This window comes from Bacillus cereus group sp. RP29 (genome assembly GCF_040459765.1).
GTDB classification, from domain to species: domain Bacteria; phylum Bacillota; class Bacilli; order Bacillales; family Bacillaceae_G; genus Bacillus_A; species Bacillus_A paranthracis.
The window spans coordinates 2,628,845-2,647,406 of sequence record NZ_JARVHN010000001.1 but is presented as its reverse complement, the minus strand read 5'-3'; the positions used below and the strand labels follow the sequence as shown (position 1 = coordinate 2,647,406).

Sequence of the window (18,562 nt, the reverse complement as noted above, 5' to 3'; positions counted from 1 at the left end):
GAGTAAAGGAGTCTATTGAAAATGACTGCTACCAAAAGAAAAACCCTTAAGTTACATTTACTTATTTTTGTGTTCATTGTATTGGCTAGTGGCTGGATTGGCATAATTCTAGATTCTTTTCTAACAGATCAGCCTGAAGGAAACTCTTTAGGCATGGGACTGTGGCTAATATTACCTTTCCTCTCATGTATTTTCCTTAGAGTTATTAGCCGAGATTGGAATGATTTTGGTATAAAACTAAATTTGAAGGCAAACTTTAAATGGTACTTCGTTGCGATACTAATTTACCCGTTCGTTACAGTAATAACGATAAGTTTAGCACTTATTTTTGGAGTAGCAAACATAACTAGTTTTGAAATATATTCGTTATTGTCACTCATATTCATGTCTACTATTGGTAACTTTATTAAAAATATTTTTGAAGAGTTTTCATGGCGCGGTTATTTAACTCCTAAGCTCATTGAACTAAAGTTAAACGATTGGTTTATTTATATTATTTCTGGTTTAGTTTGGTCTCTTTGGCATGCCGCTTATTATTTAGTTTTTTTACCAAATGAATATTTCGAATCTATTTCAAGGTTAAATATGCTTTTATCCGGTTGCATACTTATGGTTTCTTGGTCTATTATGTATGTTGAAATATATAGACTTACAAAGTCAGTATGGCCATGCGTTATCATGCATGCAATTGAAGATGCTGTTCCTACCGTTTTAGTTACAATAACAGGGATTATTACACTTACCAAAGGCAGTGATTTTTGGTTAAACCCTATTAGCGGAGTCGTTGCTACTATTGTATTTCTTGGAATTGGGATTGTACTAAGATCTATAAGAATTAAAAAAGAACGACAATTAAATACGAAAAACAGTCAATGATTCACACTATAAAGGCACAAAAGAGTAAGGAATTAATCCCTACTCTTTTTTTATTTTTATTCGATATGATAAACATTCATTTAAAGACGCTTGCTCTTTATATTTCCTCTCTTCAAAGTCATACGCTCCTCCTGGGAAAATCCCAACTATACTGAAACCAGCCTCTGCACATAAATTACTAATCTCACCTATCGTATAGCAACGTAAAGATTGTGTCACGATATCATTTGAAGAATCCTTTTCCCACCAGTGGTCCAGCATCCTAGCATTCTCACTATCATATTCATATTTTCGCATTGCAGAATAAATCGGCATTTCTTGTCCATTTGCTTTTTCCCAATATAATGGTTGATAAATATCAATAAGTGCACACCCATCATCTTTCAACCAATTATGGATTCGTTTTAATAAAACCAATTGTTCTTCATCTGTCCCTACACCAAATCCATCTAAATAACTAACAACATCAAACTTTTCTTCAAAGTTAATTTTATAAAAATCAGCGCAATGAATCTCAATATCACTAGTAGAATGTTCTTTAGCAAACATAACTAACTCTGGTACAAGCTCAACAGTAGTCATTTTTACATCCAAATTAGACATCGCTCTTGCAAAACCACCATTTCCAGCTCCTAGTTCTAACATCGTTTGAAATGAATATCCAATTTGTTCTTGTACTTCTTTCGCAACTTCCTGCAACCAATTTTCATTTTTTATATTATAGCTTAGTAATTCAAATTGTTTTTTATAAAATTCTTTTACATTTAATTCGTTCATTATTATTCTCCTCCTGTACGTTATTTTTCTACTACAGGTGAGAAACTAAATTTCTGATACCCATGAAAAATCCTCCTTTTGATTTCCCTACATTTACATTTTATCTAAATAATAAGAATTTTTAAAGTACCAAAAATAAAAGAGCAGATAATGGAAAATTCCAATATCTGCTCTATGGCTGCTATTATTTCCCTTGTTGATACTTCAACCAATCACCAGAAATGATAACTTTCTTTAGCATATTTTTATCTTGAGCGAGATACACATATGCCTCTATTTCCCTATCACCATCAAATACTATTTGTGTGATTCGTTTATATAAATCCGTCTCTGCATTACCTGTATATTCTTCTAGTTCGTCTAACTTATGCAATATGTCATCATTTACTTCATAAACTTCTCCATACACCTTTTCTTCATTCGAATAAGTCATCGCCGGATACCCTTCGTTTGTATCAAATAATTCCCCATACGTCCATGCTTCGTCTGCAATGCATATTGCACCTTGCATATAATGAGCATTCGTTTGCTTTTTTCTTAACGTGCCATACACAAAAACGTGATGCATTAATCCCTATCCCCTTTACATGTCACTACTTTTTAATTTGTAAATAAGCACGAATCATAAAGTAACTCACTTCATTCGGAAGTTGTTCCTTAATCGATTTCAGACCACCATCAGCATTTTGCACAGCAGTTTCAATCAGTTGTTCGTATTCTGCAGGAACAAAACTGTTCCAGTCTACTTCCATTCCATCTTCAAAACAACGAATTAAATGATTTTCAATCGTTTGTCTTGATAATCCACGTTCTTTCGCAATTTCATCTAGATTAATACCTTGTTTATACATTTCATACGTTTCCAAATGAGAATTTGCTGAAGCTTTCCCTGATTTCTTCCGTTCTGTCATCACTTCTGTTTTAATAGTTTCAGCATAGTTTGGGTTTTCCTCAATAAAGTGCTGAACTGCTTGTAAGAAGTGCGAACCATACTTCACAAGTTTGTGTTCACCAATCCCTTTCACAGTTAAAAGTTCAGAATCGCTTTGCGGCATTTTTGCGCACATATCTTTCAACGTTTGGTCAGAGAAAATAACGAATGGAGGTACCCCTTCTCCTTGCGCAATTTCTTTACGTACTTCGCGAAGTACTTCAAATAAAGGATGATCTTGAACGATTTGTCTTGTCTCTACTCGTTCTTTACGTAAAACATTCTCTTTACCAAGTAACACTTCTTTCCCTTTTTCCGTTACTTTTAGTGTCGGGTAAGTACCATGTTCAACTGCAATTAGCTCGTCTGAAATTAAAAACTCAATAAATTCACTCACTTCTTTTACACTACGATTTGATAAAAGTCCGTAAGTTGGCAAAGTATGAAAATTAAATTCAATGACTTTCTTATTTTTAGATCCAGTTAGTACTTGTGCAATCATTTGTTTACCAAATCGTTGGTTCGTCCTAATCATACAAGATAAAACCATTTGCGATTCTCTCGTCACATCGATACTTTCTCGGTCGTCTGTACAATTACCGCAGCGGCCACAATCTTCTTTTGGTTCTTCTCCAAAGTATTGCAAAATAAATGATTGTAAACATTGTTCTGTATGACAGTAGTCAGTCATATTTTGCAGTTTTTCAAGTTCGTTTGAAAAACGAGACTCTCCTGTCGATTGATCAATTAAAAAGCGTTGTACTTGTACATCTTGAGAAGAATAAAGCAATATACATGCACTATCTAATCCGTCACGGCCAGCACGTCCTGCTTCTTGGTAATAACTTTCCATATTTTTTGGAAGTTGATAATGGATAACGTAACGAATATTCGATTTATCAATACCCATCCCAAACGCAGATGTGGCTACCATTACACTCACTTCATCACGTAAAAAGAGTTCTTGTTGCTCATTTCGATCGTTATCACTCATACCGGCATGATATTTTGATACAGAAACTCCCGCTTTCATTAAATCCTCATACAACTGATCAACTACTTTTCTAGTAGCTGCATATATAATCCCAGATTCCTTTTGATTTTGACGAATATAATCCGCTAAATATGCATTACGATCTTGCCCTTTAATAACAGAAAATGATAAGTTCTCGCGCTCAAACGTTGTCATAATCGTGTTTTCTTGATTAATTCCAAGCGTGTTGCAAATATCATCACGAACTTGTGGTGTTGCCGTAGCAGTTAATGCTAATACGAGCGGTTTTTCTGGAAGATAATCTAATATACGGTGTATATGTAAATAGCTCGGACGGAAATCATGTCCCCACTGCGAAATACAGTGCGCCTCATCAATGGCAATCATCGGGATTTTCATATCGATCAGTTGGTCAACAAACTCCATTGAATCAAGTCGCTCTGGCGCTACATAAAGTAACTTATAATGGCCCTGTTTCGCTAATTGAATTCGTTGATTCGCTTCTGTAATCGAAATAGAACTATTAATATATGTAGCTGAAATACCATTTTGTACTAATGTATCTACTTGGTCTTTCATAAGTGATATTAAAGGCGATATAACTAACGTTGTTCCTTCAAATACTAATGCGGGAATTTGATAACAAATTGACTTACCACCACCTGTAGGCATAATACAGACAGTATCTTTCCCATCTAATACATTTTTAATTGTTTCATCTTGTCCTCTTCGGAATGACGAATAACCGAAATAAGACGCTAAAAGTTCTTGTGCTTTTGTAAACAAAAAAGAGTCACCTGCTTTTCTTTATCTTTCATCTACTCCTATTATATCATCTCTTATGCATCATGAAAGTGATGAATACATGACTATCAGCCTGCTTTTTCATTATTTTATGCTTCTTTACGTTTTTGAGAATGATTAGCAATTATAACGAATTTCAAAATAAATACACATTTTATTAATTCTCCTTGAATACTACTAATCTTATACATATGAATTCAGGAGGTTACTATATGAAGCACCATAATATTAGTTTCATCAAACAGAAAAGCGTATCGAACCAACCCCAATTCTCAAATAATGAAGCGTGGAAATATGAATCATACTATAAGTACCAACCATTATTTTCTTATAGAAAGCTTTTTCATTTTCTTTCTCAACTTTTTAAACGTTAATACAGGTGCGAAATAGATCATTCATAATAATTTTCTCAATATAACCCTTATAGACTTACTGCAATACAGTTGGTATTATATGAAATATTCTGTTGGATAAACCCCTTAAGTTGACCTGCTTATATAAGCGGGTCTTTTTTAATTTATATATATTTCATAACACTTTTAGATGTAATTATAAATCTTATCACCATTTTATAATCTTAATCCACTCACTACAAATGGTCATAATTACAAAAGGTAAAATATAAATGCTTAACATTTAAATATCTAATTCTTTTTTCTCAATACACAAAACGAATTTCACTTGTTACTATAAAGGTACTCCAGATGAGTTTTTGCTCATCGACATTATCTAGTGAAAGGGATCTGCCGCGGGAAGCAGGTCCCTTTCACTTTATTAAAGACTCACTTTCAATTGGACACATTTACCAGGTTTTTTTAATAGAATTTTATGATAATATTACGTAGTCGAGTCCGACATCTCGGCAATACCCTTTTGAGGCTCTGCAACTTCCCTTGCAGAGCCTCTTTTACTTTATATTCAATTTATTTATATATAACGCAATAAAATTCCTCATCTTTTTCCATAGCAATTTTTGAAAATAAACGAGGACACGTAACTAAAAATAAATTTCCATCATACTTTGAGTTATACATGTTCAAAGGAGTGTTACCGTTTATGTATACTTATTGGCAATCGTATTACTCCCCCTATCATAACCCTTATGTACACTTTGATACATCTGTACGTAATTTCCGAATTAGTAAAAACGAGAACTTTCTAAAAGGTTATATGCGTTCTTTATGGGAACAACATGTCGCTTGGACGAGATTAGCTATTATAAGTATTGTTTTCAATTTACCCGACATAAACGTTACAGTTGGACGGCTTCTTCAAAATGCAACACATATGGGACTATCTCTTGAACCATTCTATGGTGAAGATGCAGTAAAAAAATATAGTGCATTAATTAAAGACCACTTAGTAATTGCAGCAGATCTTGTTAAAGCTGCAAAAGCTGGTGACCAAAACGCAGCTGTCGCTATAGAGAAAAAATGGTACGCTAACGGTGATGAAATTGTAGTGTTTCTTACTAGCATCAACCCATATATACAAAAAGAAGAATTTACACAAATGTTTTATGAACATCTAGCATTAACAAAAGCAGAAGCACTGGCATTTCTAAATAAAGATTATGAAGCAGGAGTAAAATTGTACGATAAAGTTGAAAAAGAAGCTTTAGAAATTTCCGACATGATAACAAACGCAATCGTAAAGCAATTCCCGCAAGTATTTCAATAACAATAAGCCGATTTGAAAACCAAATCGGCTTATCGAACTTTCTAGCAATGATATTTCACCTGTCCTCTTTACATTTAACATATATCGATATATTTTATTAATATCCGTTTTTTATAGGAGGAAACAGTTTGATTAACGCCATTGGTCTCGTATTTATACTTACAAATAAACATGAGAAAAAGAAGAAAGTTTATCTAAATGAAAAATTCGCATTAATAGACATTATTGATTCTAAGGAAGTAATTGATGATGAAGGGAACTCACTAGTAGAACTAACATGTAAATACAGTATATATTTAGATGAAAAATACTACTGTAAATCTCTTGATGATTATACTGGACAAGTCTTTCCCTTTTTAAGTGCTAAAATAGGAAAAGGACTTCTCAGAAACTTAAATTATTACTTTTCTTACGTTGATGCCTATGATAAAAAACCACCCGTTAAAGAAATTAGACCACTTATGAAACAAGTAACGAACAGATAGTGAAAATACTAAAAAGAAAGCATCTCACTTCAGATGCTTTCTTTTTTATCTAGAACTCTTTAAATTCTATCCTTCTTCTAAAAATATGTATTGAGGCATACTTTAAATTAAAAACATTGGAGGATTAAAGTGAATGAAATACTCAGAAACGATAGTTAGTAAACGCCTTCGAACACTTAAAATATGTAGTATGTTTATCATGCTAGTTTTAATCGCATGGATTGGATATACAAAATTACTTTATGAAAACGGATTTCTTCAAGAAAAAAAGAATTCAATAGAAGTAATGAATACTAGCATTACAGGAGAAATAGAGCAGCTTTTTCATATAAACTTGCAAGGTTATCGAAAAACAAGCCTTGATGCTGTTATAGAAGCCAGTAAAACAGATCCAAGCGAACTATCCCTAATTGAACTAGTCAACAAATCCTGCTCGCGAGATTGCATAGGCGAACCAGTCACATATGTAAACTCAAACAATGGATATATCTTTTATAAGGAATCTAATGGAACTAATGTAGCTATAACGATTAAAAAGAAAGACACATGGTTAATTGTAAAGAAATCTGTTCAAGATGGAATATAATCACCCAAAAAAAGAGTACGTATCGTACTCCTTTTTATTATTAATACCTTTCCTCTTCATGCCTACAATGGCATTTCGCTTTTGTTTTACATAGAGTTAAAAGATTACATAAAAATAAAAAACCGTCACATGACGGCTTTTTATTTAGCAAACTACTCTTTTGTATAAAAATATTTAAGTCCTTTAGCATCTAACCACGCTGTCGCTCGATCTAATTCATTCCCTTGGCGATATGCTGTTTCAAATCTAACTAATCCTTGTTTATCTCCATATGAGATAATACGAGATTCATACCCCAGAGCATCCATCATTCCTAACATTTCTACTACTAACGCTGTACCAAATTCATACGTAACAACTTTACTAAATTTATTCACTATAATTCCAACTCCTTCTTGTTTTGTCGATTGTTCAATAGTTTGATTAGTAAACCAAACTAACGGCTTATTTCCCATTAACTTATTTAAATCACATTTTCCTATGCCAGCTACATTCCCTGTTTCTGTGTATTGCCAAATATCACATGGGTAGGCTGGTTTGTTACCACCATAACGAGGAATCCATACAAAATCACAATTGACATTTGCCATTCCAAATGGATCATACATATGATGAGCAATATATAAACCAACCTTCTTAGCTCCTAATCTGCGTAATTCATCAATAAAAGCTTGTGCACCCGCTCTCATATCGTTCATTGTTTTTACTTCTACGTCAGCTACCCAAACTGTTGCATTTTTATCACCACGGTTCCAAAAGTCTCTCGCCTCTATCCGTGCATCCTCTACTGAAACGAAACGACAGAACGCATAATTACCAAACGGAATATTTCTTGCTTTCATTGCTTGCACATAATTTTTATATAAAGGATCTACATAATTTGAACCATCTTGCACACGTGCAATTACAAAATCTAATTGTGGTGCTGCGATATCCCAGTTAATGTCGCCATTCCATTTCGAAATATCTACAATATAACCCATTATTTCACATCTCCTCGTATGATTAAGTTAGGTTTTTAGGGACGGGATGTACCTATAAACCCAAGGGTATCTATTTTTATGAGATACTAATATTTGTAGATAGAGTGTTGCCGACCATCTCCCTGAATCTTTGTATTCGTAAAAAAGAGCGGTACCTCTGTCTAATAAGTAGTTTACGAATGAGTTGGATGTTGATGACCATTGGTCATTCTTCGTATCTCTTACGAGGTAGTAGCGCTTATTAGTTCAGGGGAGGAAAGCACTATCTAACACTAATTAATATAGGGGTGTAAGCTATGTTCTATTTAGGTATTGATATCGCTAAACATAAACATTATGCGTCCATTATCGATCAAGCGGGAAAACCTATTACTAAGCCATTTCCTTTTCAGAATCACAAAGAAGGTGGACAAACCCTTTTAAATCAGATCTACCAATACATTGAGTCTCCTACAGAAATACTGATTGGAATGGAAGCCACCGGACATTATTGGTTAGCTGTTTATTCTTTTCTACTGGATCATGGATTTTCAGTCATTGTATTAAACCCCATTCAAACCAATGCCTGGCGAAAAGGAACAGAAATTAGAAAGCGAAAAACAGACGCCATTGATGCCACTATGATTGCCGATATCATTCGATTCGGCCGTTTTGTTGAAACCCCACTTGTGGACGAAAAAATGTTCGCTCTAAAACAAATGAGCCGCTTTCGTAATGCGCTTGTAAGTAATATGAGTGATTTAAAACGAAAAGCTCTTGTCGTATTAGATCAGACTTTCCCAGAGTACCAAAGCATCTTTTCGGATGTTTTTGGTAAAACTTCTTCGCAAATCTTACTTGAATATGCCTCTCCTAGTGACTATGAACAGATATCTATTGATGATTTAACACAAATAATTGAGCAAACCAGTCGTAACCGACTAGGAAAGAAAACAGCTAACAAGCTAATGGAATTAGCCTCTAATTCGTTTGGTGTTACCTTCTGTAAAAACGCTTTTTCCTTCCAACTAAAAATGTTGATGGAGCAAATTCGTTTTATCGAAGATCAAATCAAAGAATGTGAAGACGAAATGTCACAACTTTTAATTGATTTAGATACTCCTATCATGACAGTACCTGGCGTTGGACCAATTTTAGGTGCCACTATACTAAGTGAAATTGGGGATATACACCGCTTTGATAAACCATCTAAACTTGTCGCTTACGCAGGCATTGATGCCTCTGTGTCCCAATCTGGACAATTTGAATCATCAGGTATGTCTATATCTAAGCGTGGCTCTTCTCATTTACGTAGAGCCTTATTCCAAGCCGCTATTACAGCCCATAAACATGACCCTGTCTTGAAAGCTTTTTATGAGAAGAAACGAAAACAAGGAAAGCACTACTATGTTTGTATAGGAGCTGTAGCTAGAAAGTTGTGCTACATTATCTATGCCATCCTAAAAAACAATAAACCGTATGAAATCCCTCAATATTCAAAAGAAGTTTGATACTTTTATTTTTTTTAACATCTCTTAGGGTTATTTGGTGCACCCTTTTTTAAGTTTCCTATTTATAAAATTCCTCTTGACTTCTCATAGTTGGTCTTTTTCATTATTATATTCAAAGCTTGTTTTTTTGCTATTATCAACTAATAAATAGTATGAAAGGTAGTGTATTATTGCGTAATACTTTAAAATTCGGCTTATGTATTGAGAAAATAAAATATTATTACAGGTTTAATAAGTAAAGACTTACAAAGCTCTAAACTATAATCAGTAGGAGGCCACAAGCAGTGCAATTCCCAGCTAATTTCTTAGCTTCATCCGAATTTTGAGGTATGAATTTTACTGCCATTAAAGCGTGATACACAAAACCACCTTTCTGACAGGTGGTTTTGTGTACTAATTTACATATACATTGTTCATATTTTTATAGTTACATAATTATTAGTTACTTAATATACTTGTTAACTAAAAATAAGACAATTTTTCGTTTTATCTCAAGTACTCATAGTACCATTTACGTGCATCTAACCAAGCTGTAAATTTATCGATATTTCCGGACGGATAGCCATTCGTTATAGCATAACCAATGCCATCTTTCTGAACGACAATTTGTCCATCAATACCCGCATCAACCATCGCCTGAGCCAAAGCTTGTAAATTGCTAAATGCTACACCACCAGTTTTTACTTTGAGCAAGTCCGTTGCACCTCCTCCAGTTTGTCCTGTAAGAGCAAATACAATAGAATTAGCGATTTTATCAACATTCCATTTTGCCATGTCGGATTCATTATCAATAAATCCTAATTCAATAAGAATAGCCGGTGCTTTCGTTCCATTTAATACTGCTAAATCTGTACGTTGTTTCGCACCTCGATCACGCCATCCAATATCTTTTGCTAGTTGAGCTGAGATTTTAGCCGCCAAATCTTTCTGATCATAATACAAAACCTCAACACCCTGTCCATTTCCATCACTTGCATTAAGATGAAAAGAAATAACTAAATCCACAGCATGGGAATTGCTATTCCGAATGATATTATTTAAATTTTGTGATTGAGTTGTCCCTACCTCGTCCGTATCGTCATAAACCGTGTGTCCTAGGGACCTTAACTTAGTCGCCACAGCATCTTTAACTTGCCTATCTAGAACGTGTTCTTTCCGATTCCCGAAATTAGCACCTTGAACAATACTATTGTGTCCTCCGTGCAAACTATATCTGGCCATTATTTATCAACATCTCCTTTCTTAATATCATATTCAAAACTTGTCTTATTGCTATTCCCACTTACAATCTTAACTGTACCCATACATCCTACATTTTCTAAAAGTGAAGGCAATTCGTTTTCGTTATAAAAAGTGGTGACACGAACAAAAAGCATCACCTTTTTGGCGATGCTTAAAAACTCTATTTTACGTTTTAATTCCCTAAAAACAGTTTAAGCTCATAGTGACCGAAACTATACTTATATTTCCTCCTCTTCCTTCACTGCCTCTTTCAACCTCTGCAACATATATCCAATTCCTTTACATCCTTCTAACGGATATGTAATCATTTCTTCTGGATATAGCTTTGTTACTACTTTTTTATGCTTTTTCCCTGCAAGTAAGACGATTTCGTCAAACTGTAGTAAACTTTTATCTACCATCTGTTTTTGTAATTGCTCTATACTTATTACCTTATCGCTCTTTGAATCAAACGCAAGATCATAGTTTTCTAGTACAATATCATTTGGCCTTAAAAATCCATGCTTCGCTGATAATATAACCCAATTCTCAAAAAACATAGTTGCATACGATTGACATGCTTTTCCGAACGGGCTAATATATACATCTTTTGCCTCCATCGGTCCGTAATCAGGATACTTATCCCAAATTTTCTTCTTTCCGCATGGAATTATGCATAACCTTTTCATCGTTTTTTCTTACCTCATTTCTAACTTTTTAAATATAAAAATATAGAACCCTCTACTTCTTCATACTCAGCTTCTATATCTCCAACCCCCAATACATTCCATCCATTATTTGTTTCTTTCGGTTTTTTGTTTATTTTGATATGAACTTTTGTCATATTTTTAAAATCTTCTTCAAAAGATGCTAAAACAGGCTGATTTATCATATATGTTTTATTATGTATACCTACACTTAAAAATGTTTTATGTAATGCTTTATTTCCGTTTAACTTTACATTCATTGGATTAAACGAATTTAATTTTATATTGCCTATAATATACAAATGATACCCCTTCTCCTCATAAAAGTGGTTGAAATCCTTATCTCTTTCGTCTTGAACAAAATGAAGGATTTGCTTCGTTTCTTTACTTATTGTAATTTCATTATTTAAACTCAAATCCACCTTTATATTTTGTTTTAAAAAAGCATATAACGATTTATCACTATTAAAGAAGCTTTTTTTCCATTCAGGTAGGACTTCATCTAATAATAAACATAAAAGCATTCCTGAGCTATAGCAGCTCTTTCTAATGTTACAATTAGCTTCATATGCATCTAAAATGAGTCCGCTATATTTTCGTAATGTGTCGCTTTCATCATTTTTACATACTGCATTGTAAGCATTCATTTCAACATACCAAGCAGGCCCCTCTATACTTTCAATCATATGCTCATATGTTATAAAATCTTCTCCCATAACACTAGCTCTTTGCTCTCTTAGTTTAATAAATTGCTTAATATAATTAATTTTCTCTTCTTGAGATTTACAATGAACAGCATCATATAAACAAATTCGTTCTTTATTTCGTAATTCTGTGTTTTCTTCTATTATAGGATATTGAAATCCTATAGATTCATTTGGAAATCTACTTTCTTTATTCAAATATTGATGACAATGAAAAAGTTCATGCACCACAATCGCAAGTAAACTTGCATAATCTTTATATCTATTCATATTCACGATAGCAGTTGGATAATCTTTGAATAGAATACAAGTATCACCTTTAAATTGTTCATCCCACTTTAAAACACTATACTCATCATTATCTTTCAAAAATAGAGGATGATGAAATACATACACATGCTCATCATCGTATAGTGCAAATGCAGCCCTCTTAAAACCAGGCCATAGCGTATTCAATAATTCTATACTTACATCTTTCTTTATTCGATTTAATATATTGTTCATTATATGTAACACCCCTATATCATTCTACATACACCTATTCTATTCCACTTAAAAACAACCCTTTTATTTACATAAATATTAGAAAAACATATTTGTTATCTCAAGCTATAATGTGTTATATAAATATACATGTGGTGATTTTCTGAAAAGGAGGTGAACAAATGAAAAATATACTCCCTGCACTAGTACTCTATATTATTGTTTGCGTAATCGCTATGATTGCTCCAGCATCTCAAAGTTATAATCATGCGGGCTGGAAGTTGTTTGTTGGGCAAGCGTATGCTATACCTATTTTTCTCATTACAGCTATTATTACATTTTATATAAACAAGAAAAAATCTACGAATAAACAGTTATAAGGATAGCGAATGCTATTCTTATTTTAATTCATTGATCACATCCAAAATAACACTTGCAGTACTTTCTATCCTTTCTTCCGAAAAATCAAACGTGACACCTGTTTTTTCATATATTTCTTGTATAGATAAATTCCAATCTGCACTCGCACCTTCTTTAAAGAAAGCAATCGCTTTTTCTGGGTCTTCCCAGTAAATTTGAAACAATTGCATTGCTCCTATTTGTGCAATTGCATATTCAATTTTATAAAAAGGAAACTGAACATAGTGAAAGGACTCTATCCAGCTTGCACCGATTTCATCCTCTAATCCTGCAAGGTCGACTGTTGAATATTGATATCTTTTGCATAGTTCGGCGTGTTTCTTATCACGTTCTTCTGGTGTATGGTTTGGATTCGCATAGATCCAGTGCTGGAATACATCTCCTGCAATTGACGACATTAATAAAGACAAAGCACGATATATTTGTAGGCGTTGCACTTCTTTATATTCATCCTCTTGCTTATAAAAAACATTCAGCTTATCCATTACTAATAACTCAAGACTGAGGGAATAAAGTTCAGCCACCTCTTCGCGCAGATATCTTTCCTGCATACTACTATCGTTTTTAAATTGTTTATAAAAATGAAATGCATGCCCCACTTCATGTATAAGTGCATTAATTGCATAAAATGAAGAACTAAAATTAGAATACACAAAAACCTCTTTACTATGAGGCAAGGTAAAACAAATAGCTCCTGGTGCTTTATTTTCACGTTCTTCTACGTCAATGCATCCAGCTTTCCTTATATGAATAAATTTCTCATAAAAATATAAATCTGTCTTTCGAAATATTTCTTCCACACCATTTAATAAATCAATCACATTTTGGAATGGGACTTTTGGTAAATTACATGGAGAAAGATCCCAAGGGCGATACGTTTTTACACCGAGATTCTTTTTAGAAATACTTCCCAACTGTTTCCAAATTGGTACAACATACTTTTCTATAGATTCATGGAGCTTATAGCAATCATCAATACTGTAATCTCTGTTTTTTTGTTTAAAAGCATATTCACTATAATTATTAAACCCTGCATTTAAAGCTATCTCATTCCGCAATTGTATAAGTGCATTCATAATACGATCCACTTCTGGTTTCACTGCACTCCTTGCTTCACATAAAGCGTACCAAGCTTTTTCGCGAATAGCTCTATTTGGGTTATCTAGCTTTGCTTTAACGTGTGCATACGTCTTTTGCTCGCCTTCCCAATTAATTGTTATGTTAGACATTATTTCTCTATACTTCGTAATGCACTCTTGCTCTTTAATAGAAAGAGCAATGTTTTTTTCATTAAACATTTTACTCTTTACAAATCTTGCTTTTTTCATAAATGCATATTTTCGCTCGTCTAATAAGTTAGAAAACGGACACTCTATAAATTTTTGGTCAAACTTTGCATTGTATCTTTTTAAAAGTGGTTGAATTGTATTTTGATTATACATATGTAAATCATGCATATTTCTGTTACCTGTATCTCTATACGTGGCGATTAAACTACTTGTTATCTTCTCTTCTATTTCAGCGTTTACACGCAATTCATCGAAAAGCCAATTTTCTAATTCTAAAACAGAAGTAATATTTCGCTCTAAAAGTGACTGTAATTTACTCTCCAAATCATTAAACATACACAACTCTCCTTTTAAAAATCTAATTTTCTGTTTTTTAGAGAAAGAAAAAGACAAGTAGCCAATCTGACTACTTGTCTTTTTGCTAAATCATACTCAATAATATTACGCTTGGAATGCTTCTGTTAATACTGGTACGATTTGTTTTTTACGAGATACTACACCTTTTAATGTAGCAGTATTGTTTTCTAGGGATACGTTGTATGCTTTCTCAACAACGTTTGCTGCTTTACCGATCGCAAGACCGACAGAATCGTTAGTTAAGATATCAGTTACAACGAATAAGAATAGGTCTAAACCTTTTTCTTCTACTACTGCAGAGATAACTTTTTCAAGTTCAGCTTGGTGTACAAGAACGTCATTTGTATCAACAGCGTTTACTTGTGCGATTTCAACTTTCGCATTACCCATTTGGAATTCTTTAGCGTCAAGAGAGATTAATTGCTCCATTGTTTTTCCGCTTAAGTCAGCACCAGCTTTTAACATTTCTAAGCCGTATTTGTCAGCATCTACACCAGCGATTTCCGCTAATTCACGAGCTGCTGCTACGTCTTGCTCTGTGCAAGTTGGAGATTTGAATAGTAAAGAATCTGAAATGATTGCAGATAACATTAAACCTGCAACTTCTTTACGAATTGTAATGCCGTTTTCTTTGTACATCTTGTTTAAAATTGTAGCTGTACAACCAACTGGCTCACAACGGTAGTAAATAGGATCGCTTGTTTCAAAGTTAGCAATACGGTGATGGTCAATAACTTCTAACACACGAACTGATTCGATATCGTTAGCACTTTGTTGACGCTCGTTATGGTCAACTAAAATAACGTTGTCCACTTCGCTTGCAACTGTTTCAACAAAACGCGGTCCTTCTACTTTAAAATAGTCTAACGCAAATTGAGTTTCACCGCTGATTTCGCCTAAACGTACAGGCTCAGCATTCATTCCTAATTCTTTTTTCAATTCTGCATAAGCAATTGCAGAACAAATTGCATCTGTATCTGGGTTTTTATGCCCGAAAACTAGTACTTTTTCCATGTTTTCCACCTCTTCATGAAAAGGATATCTTAAAGAAGCAAATATGACAATATTTAAAGCATAATTTTTTATAAATAATTGCACTTTCTTCTATATTTTTCATCGTTTTTCGTAAAAAAGATCATCTAAAATGAATTAGATGATCGAAATGTATACTTTATTTAAAATAAAGTAGGAACTTGCACTACATGATTTAGCACGTTATTTGATGCTAAACCGTTATTTACAAGGTTAACATCTATAACTTGATAAAATGCATTTCCAGTATCTGCGATTTCCCACACAGCTAAAATAAGGTGATATCCATTTCTATCAGTTGGCACATTTGCTTCATGTGTTACGGAAGTTCCAGGTCTAGCTCCTCCATCATTTTTTACATAGAAAGGCACTAAATCTAAATCAGACCTCGTTAAAGGCTTATTCGGATTCCAATCTTTCTTCGTAATATAATATTTCCACTCTTTCGTACTATGAGGAGCCGTTAGTTTCCACTTGAATGTATTCGTCCCACCGTTTAACGTAACTTTCTTCCACCTATCTACAGTCTGTACATCTAAAGCAGGGAAATGGCCAGCTCCTGCGATTTGACCATCCGAAGGTCCTAATTGCGGGAATCCACCTATTCCTTCTACACTTTGCGGCTCATATTGAATTGGACCGCAGTTTACATTTACCCCTTGCTTACATAAATAAGAACGGCTCGCTGGTGATTCTACGTATCCATGAGCTGAAGCTTTTTCTGAAAAACCGAAAGTTAACAATCCTGTAAGTAATATCCCACCACTTAATATAACTTTCTTCACCTTCTGTAAACCTTTCGTTTTCATCTCGTCATCCCCTTTCCCATAATAAAGCGAAAATAACTATAGTTGCCTAGTCATCTTCTCTACATCCATTATAAGTCGAGGAACATTACGAAAAGAACCCTCTAAAAACTTTCTCAAATTCAATTAGCACATTAATTAAATTCAAATAACACCGCTAGAGAAATATAGACGGTGTTAAAAATCAAACTTTATTATTTTAAGCATGACAGCATTTTAATCATCACTTATAAAAATTTATAATAAATAACTGTTGCATCTAAATTACCATTTGGAGAAATTGCGTATTCTGGTATTTTGCCAGCTTCTTGATAATCTAATGATTTATATAATTTATTCGAAGGATCTCCTTCTCTAGTATCTAGCACTAAAAGAGTCCTGTTTTCTTGCTTCGCTCGTTCCTCTGCTTTGCGCATAAGTGAACGTCCAATGCCATTACGTCTAAAGTTTGGATGAGTCATTAACTTACAAATTTCAGCTCTATGAATCCCATTAGGCTTTGTAACGAAATGTAATTGAATACTCCCTGCCACTTCATTATTTATTTTAGCAACATATAAGATCACTTCTGGTGCTAAAACAGTTTCCCAATATCTCGCTGATTCTTTTTGATCCAGTGGAGGTAAAAAACCAATTGACGCCCCATCATTTACAACCGTTTTCAAAAGTTCAGAAAGCTCTTCCATATCATCATTTATTTTCTTAATCTCTTCAATTACTAAATTTTGCATTACTAATCCCCCTTTTGTTTCATTGTACCAATTTTTAAAGCAGGAATAATGATATACTAAGATGAAATTCTTTAAAACATGATTTTTTAGGGAAAGGATAACGATATGAAATATATAGTAGATAGAACATATGCAAAAGAATTACTCGAATGGGCATATGAACAAAACCCCGGTCCTTGGTTTGAACATTCAATAAATGTTGCTCAGGCAACTGAAAACATAATTATAGAACTTATTAAAAATGGGTATAACGTAGATGCTGATATAGCATATAATGCTGCCCTTTTGCATGATATCGGAAGATACAAAGGTTTTACCAAATCGGTCATTCATTCCTATGATGGTTATATGTATATGAATGATTTAGGGTATACAGGAAACGCTGTTATTTGTGTTACACACTCATTCCCATGCAAAAATGAACATATAGATATCGCAGCGGAGTGGAGTCTCGTTCCTGATCATATGAGAATCCAGTTAGTTGAAATATTGAATGAACATTGTAACTACGATTTATACAATAAAGTAATTACTCTTTGTGATGCTCTTGCTGACGCGGATGGTTTTACTACGCTGGAAAGAAGATTGATTTCCGTTGGTTTACGTCACGGTACAACGTCTCATACATCATTACATTGGAAAGGGTTTTATGCAATTAAGAAAGAATTAGAAGCTTTAATCGGTAAAAGCATATACACAGTTCTTCCTGATGTAGAGAATTCGATTTATGAAGATATAAAATATTAAAGTGAATACAAATGTAATTTCACATAAAAAACGTTTTAAACATAAAGTTTAAAACGTTTTTTTCTATTCAATGCTTATGATTTTTCAGTTCTGTTAAACACTCTTGCACTAAAGTTACCGCTTGACTCATTGCAGCTCCACCAGCAAATGCTGCTGATACACCACACGCTTCCAGAATTTCTTTATCTGAACACCCTTGATCAAGACACCCTTTTGTATGATAAACGGTACAATATTCATCTTGCGTTGCTAGACTAATTCCTAATGCAATAAGTTGTTTTTCTCTTTTTGTTAAAGAACCCTCTTGAAAACAAGCTTGCGTGAATGCATTATATGTTTCAGCAATTTCAGGAATTTGGTTTGTAAAACTACCGATTCCTTCTTTATAATGATGTAGAACGTCATTTACTGAACTATGATGTTGTTCGTGTTCCATCTTATTATTACCCCCATTCAAAT

The 18,562-nt window shown here is 33.6% G+C and carries 19 protein-coding genes; 7 read left to right on the top strand and 12 right to left on the bottom strand.

What is annotated here, in order from left to right; genetic code table 11:
- Positions 1-21 precede the first annotated feature (21 nt).
- Entirely contained in the window at positions 22-876 is an 855-nt protein-coding gene (locus QCI47_RS14095) for a CPBP family glutamic-type intramembrane protease (RefSeq protein WP_309423101.1), read from the top strand.
- A 39-nt stretch (positions 877-915) separates the two neighbouring features.
- Here the strand turns inward: QCI47_RS14095 and QCI47_RS14090 are convergent, their stop codons facing one another.
- The 3 genes from QCI47_RS14090 to recQ all read right to left on the bottom strand — a co-directional run bounded on the left by QCI47_RS14090 (position 916) and on the right by recQ (position 4,364).
- Complete coding sequence (locus QCI47_RS14090; protein WP_061536709.1) at positions 916-1,653, bottom strand: SAM-dependent methyltransferase; 738 nt, start codon at positions 1,651-1,653, stop codon at positions 916-918.
- Between the two features lie 184 nt (positions 1,654-1,837).
- The gene (locus tag QCI47_RS14085) at positions 1,838-2,221 is read right to left on the bottom strand and encodes a gamma-glutamylcyclotransferase family protein (protein WP_309423102.1); all 384 of its coding nucleotides are present in this window, start codon (positions 2,219-2,221) and stop codon (positions 1,838-1,840) included.
- A gap of 25 nt (positions 2,222-2,246) precedes the next feature.
- On the bottom strand, positions 2,247-4,364 hold the full coding sequence (gene recQ / locus QCI47_RS14080) for a DNA helicase RecQ (RefSeq protein WP_309423103.1): 2,118 nt from the start codon (positions 4,362-4,364) through the stop codon (positions 2,247-2,249).
- 1,074 nt (positions 4,365-5,438) lie between these two features.
- Between recQ and QCI47_RS14075 the strand changes: the two genes are divergently transcribed.
- From QCI47_RS14075 to QCI47_RS14065, 3 genes are all read left to right on the top strand, one after another.
- The gene (locus QCI47_RS14075; protein ID WP_061130592.1) at positions 5,439-6,062 is read left to right on the top strand and encodes a hypothetical protein; all 624 of its coding nucleotides are present in this window, start codon (positions 5,439-5,441) and stop codon (positions 6,060-6,062) included.
- 128 nt (positions 6,063-6,190) lie between these two features.
- Positions 6,191-6,547, top strand: a complete 357-nt coding sequence (locus QCI47_RS14070) for a hypothetical protein (protein WP_000606238.1) — start codon at positions 6,191-6,193, stop codon at positions 6,545-6,547.
- A 133-nt stretch (positions 6,548-6,680) separates the two neighbouring features.
- Complete coding sequence (locus QCI47_RS14065; protein ID WP_000877581.1) at positions 6,681-7,133, top strand: hypothetical protein; 453 nt, start codon at positions 6,681-6,683, stop codon at positions 7,131-7,133.
- Between the two features lie 152 nt (positions 7,134-7,285).
- On the opposite strand, the gene QCI47_RS14060 is transcribed toward QCI47_RS14065, so the two are convergent.
- Positions 7,286-8,116, bottom strand: coding sequence for a GH25 family lysozyme (locus tag QCI47_RS14060; protein ID WP_000540609.1), 831 nt, complete (start codon positions 8,114-8,116; stop codon positions 7,286-7,288).
- Between the two features lie 296 nt (positions 8,117-8,412).
- On the opposite strand from QCI47_RS14060, the gene QCI47_RS14055 reads away from it, so the two are divergent.
- Positions 8,413-9,606 carry an IS110 family RNA-guided transposase gene (locus tag QCI47_RS14055; RefSeq protein WP_049106919.1) on the top strand — a complete coding sequence of 398 codons (1,194 nt, stop codon included), beginning with the start codon at positions 8,413-8,415 and terminating at the stop codon, positions 9,604-9,606.
- Positions 9,607-10,092: 486 nt separating this feature from the next.
- On the opposite strand, the gene QCI47_RS14050 is transcribed toward QCI47_RS14055, so the two are convergent.
- The 3 genes from QCI47_RS14050 to QCI47_RS14040 all read right to left on the bottom strand — a co-directional run bounded on the left by QCI47_RS14050 (position 10,093) and on the right by QCI47_RS14040 (position 12,742).
- On the bottom strand, positions 10,093-10,827 hold the full coding sequence (locus QCI47_RS14050) for an N-acetylmuramoyl-L-alanine amidase (RefSeq protein ID WP_000135295.1): 735 nt from the start codon (positions 10,825-10,827) through the stop codon (positions 10,093-10,095).
- Positions 10,828-11,066: 239 nt separating this feature from the next.
- Entirely contained in the window at positions 11,067-11,516 is a 450-nt protein-coding gene (locus QCI47_RS14045; protein ID WP_071741985.1) for a DUF6884 domain-containing protein, read from the bottom strand.
- 20 nt (positions 11,517-11,536) lie between these two features.
- Positions 11,537-12,742 carry a peptide ABC transporter permease gene (locus QCI47_RS14040; protein ID WP_074543346.1) on the bottom strand — a complete coding sequence of 402 codons (1,206 nt, stop codon included), beginning with the start codon at positions 12,740-12,742 and terminating at the stop codon, positions 11,537-11,539.
- A gap of 161 nt (positions 12,743-12,903) precedes the next feature.
- Here QCI47_RS14040 and QCI47_RS14035 point away from each other — a divergent pair, with 161 nt between their 5' ends.
- Positions 12,904-13,101: a DUF4017 family protein gene (locus QCI47_RS14035; protein ID WP_000789869.1), complete on the top strand. Its 198-nt coding sequence runs from the start codon at positions 12,904-12,906 to the stop codon at positions 13,099-13,101.
- A gap of 18 nt (positions 13,102-13,119) precedes the next feature.
- Here the strand turns inward: QCI47_RS14035 and QCI47_RS14030 are convergent, their stop codons facing one another.
- The 4 genes from QCI47_RS14030 to QCI47_RS14015 form a co-directional block, all read right to left on the bottom strand.
- Entirely contained in the window at positions 13,120-14,766 is a 1,647-nt protein-coding gene (locus QCI47_RS14030; protein WP_000481354.1) for a M3 family oligoendopeptidase, read from the bottom strand.
- Between the two features lie 105 nt (positions 14,767-14,871).
- Positions 14,872-15,801, bottom strand: a complete 930-nt coding sequence (gene ppaC, locus QCI47_RS14025; protein ID WP_000416855.1) for a manganese-dependent inorganic pyrophosphatase — start codon at positions 15,799-15,801, stop codon at positions 14,872-14,874.
- A 161-nt stretch (positions 15,802-15,962) separates the two neighbouring features.
- Entirely contained in the window at positions 15,963-16,628 is a 666-nt protein-coding gene (locus tag QCI47_RS14020) for a lytic polysaccharide monooxygenase (RefSeq protein ID WP_000850064.1), read from the bottom strand.
- A gap of 224 nt (positions 16,629-16,852) precedes the next feature.
- A complete protein-coding gene (locus QCI47_RS14015; RefSeq protein ID WP_074543344.1) occupies positions 16,853-17,356 on the bottom strand; it encodes a GNAT family N-acetyltransferase in 504 nt (167 codons plus the stop codon).
- Positions 17,357-17,461: 105 nt separating this feature from the next.
- On the opposite strand from QCI47_RS14015, the gene QCI47_RS14010 reads away from it, so the two are divergent.
- Entirely contained in the window at positions 17,462-18,103 is a 642-nt protein-coding gene (locus QCI47_RS14010) for an HD domain-containing protein (RefSeq protein WP_353811827.1), read from the top strand.
- Between the two features lie 67 nt (positions 18,104-18,170).
- On the opposite strand, the gene QCI47_RS14005 is transcribed toward QCI47_RS14010, so the two are convergent.
- Entirely contained in the window at positions 18,171-18,539 is a 369-nt protein-coding gene (locus QCI47_RS14005; protein ID WP_000399705.1) for a carboxymuconolactone decarboxylase family protein, read from the bottom strand.
- Positions 18,540-18,562 lie beyond the last annotated feature (23 nt).

What these genes read in the sequence shown, in the direction of transcription:
- QCI47_RS14095 (WP_309423101.1), top strand. Translation starts at nt 22, where the DNA reads ATGACTGCTACCAAAAGAAAAACCCTTAAGTTACATTTACTTATTTTT.
- QCI47_RS14090 (WP_061536709.1), bottom strand. Translation starts at nt 1,653, where the DNA reads ATGAACGAATTAAATGTAAAAGAATTTTATAAAAAACAATTTGAATTA.
- QCI47_RS14085 (WP_309423102.1), bottom strand. Translation starts at nt 2,221, where the DNA reads ATGCATCACGTTTTTGTGTATGGCACGTTAAGAAAAAAGCAAACGAAT.
- QCI47_RS14075 (WP_061130592.1), top strand. Translation starts at nt 5,439, where the DNA reads ATGTATACTTATTGGCAATCGTATTACTCCCCCTATCATAACCCTTAT.
- QCI47_RS14065 (WP_000877581.1), top strand. Translation starts at nt 6,681, where the DNA reads ATGAAATACTCAGAAACGATAGTTAGTAAACGCCTTCGAACACTTAAA.
- QCI47_RS14060 (WP_000540609.1), bottom strand. Translation starts at nt 8,116, where the DNA reads ATGGGTTATATTGTAGATATTTCGAAATGGAATGGCGACATTAACTGG.
- QCI47_RS14055 (WP_049106919.1), top strand. Translation starts at nt 8,413, where the DNA reads ATGTTCTATTTAGGTATTGATATCGCTAAACATAAACATTATGCGTCC.
- QCI47_RS14050 (WP_000135295.1), bottom strand. Translation starts at nt 10,827, where the DNA reads ATGGCCAGATATAGTTTGCACGGAGGACACAATAGTATTGTTCAAGGT.
- QCI47_RS14045 (WP_071741985.1), bottom strand. Translation starts at nt 11,516, where the DNA reads ATGAAAAGGTTATGCATAATTCCATGCGGAAAGAAGAAAATTTGGGAT.
- QCI47_RS14040 (WP_074543346.1), bottom strand. Translation starts at nt 12,742, where the DNA reads ATGAACAATATATTAAATCGAATAAAGAAAGATGTAAGTATAGAATTA.
- QCI47_RS14035 (WP_000789869.1), top strand. Translation starts at nt 12,904, where the DNA reads ATGAAAAATATACTCCCTGCACTAGTACTCTATATTATTGTTTGCGTA.
- QCI47_RS14030 (WP_000481354.1), bottom strand. Translation starts at nt 14,766, where the DNA reads ATGTTTAATGATTTGGAGAGTAAATTACAGTCACTTTTAGAGCGAAAT.
- ppaC (WP_000416855.1), bottom strand. Translation starts at nt 15,801, where the DNA reads ATGGAAAAAGTACTAGTTTTCGGGCATAAAAACCCAGATACAGATGCA.
- QCI47_RS14020 (WP_000850064.1), bottom strand. Translation starts at nt 16,628, where the DNA reads ATGAAAACGAAAGGTTTACAGAAGGTGAAGAAAGTTATATTAAGTGGT.
- QCI47_RS14015 (WP_074543344.1), bottom strand. Translation starts at nt 17,356, where the DNA reads ATGCAAAATTTAGTAATTGAAGAGATTAAGAAAATAAATGATGATATG.
- QCI47_RS14010 (WP_353811827.1), top strand. Translation starts at nt 17,462, where the DNA reads ATGAAATATATAGTAGATAGAACATATGCAAAAGAATTACTCGAATGG.
- QCI47_RS14005 (WP_000399705.1), bottom strand. Translation starts at nt 18,539, where the DNA reads ATGGAACACGAACAACATCATAGTTCAGTAAATGACGTTCTACATCAT.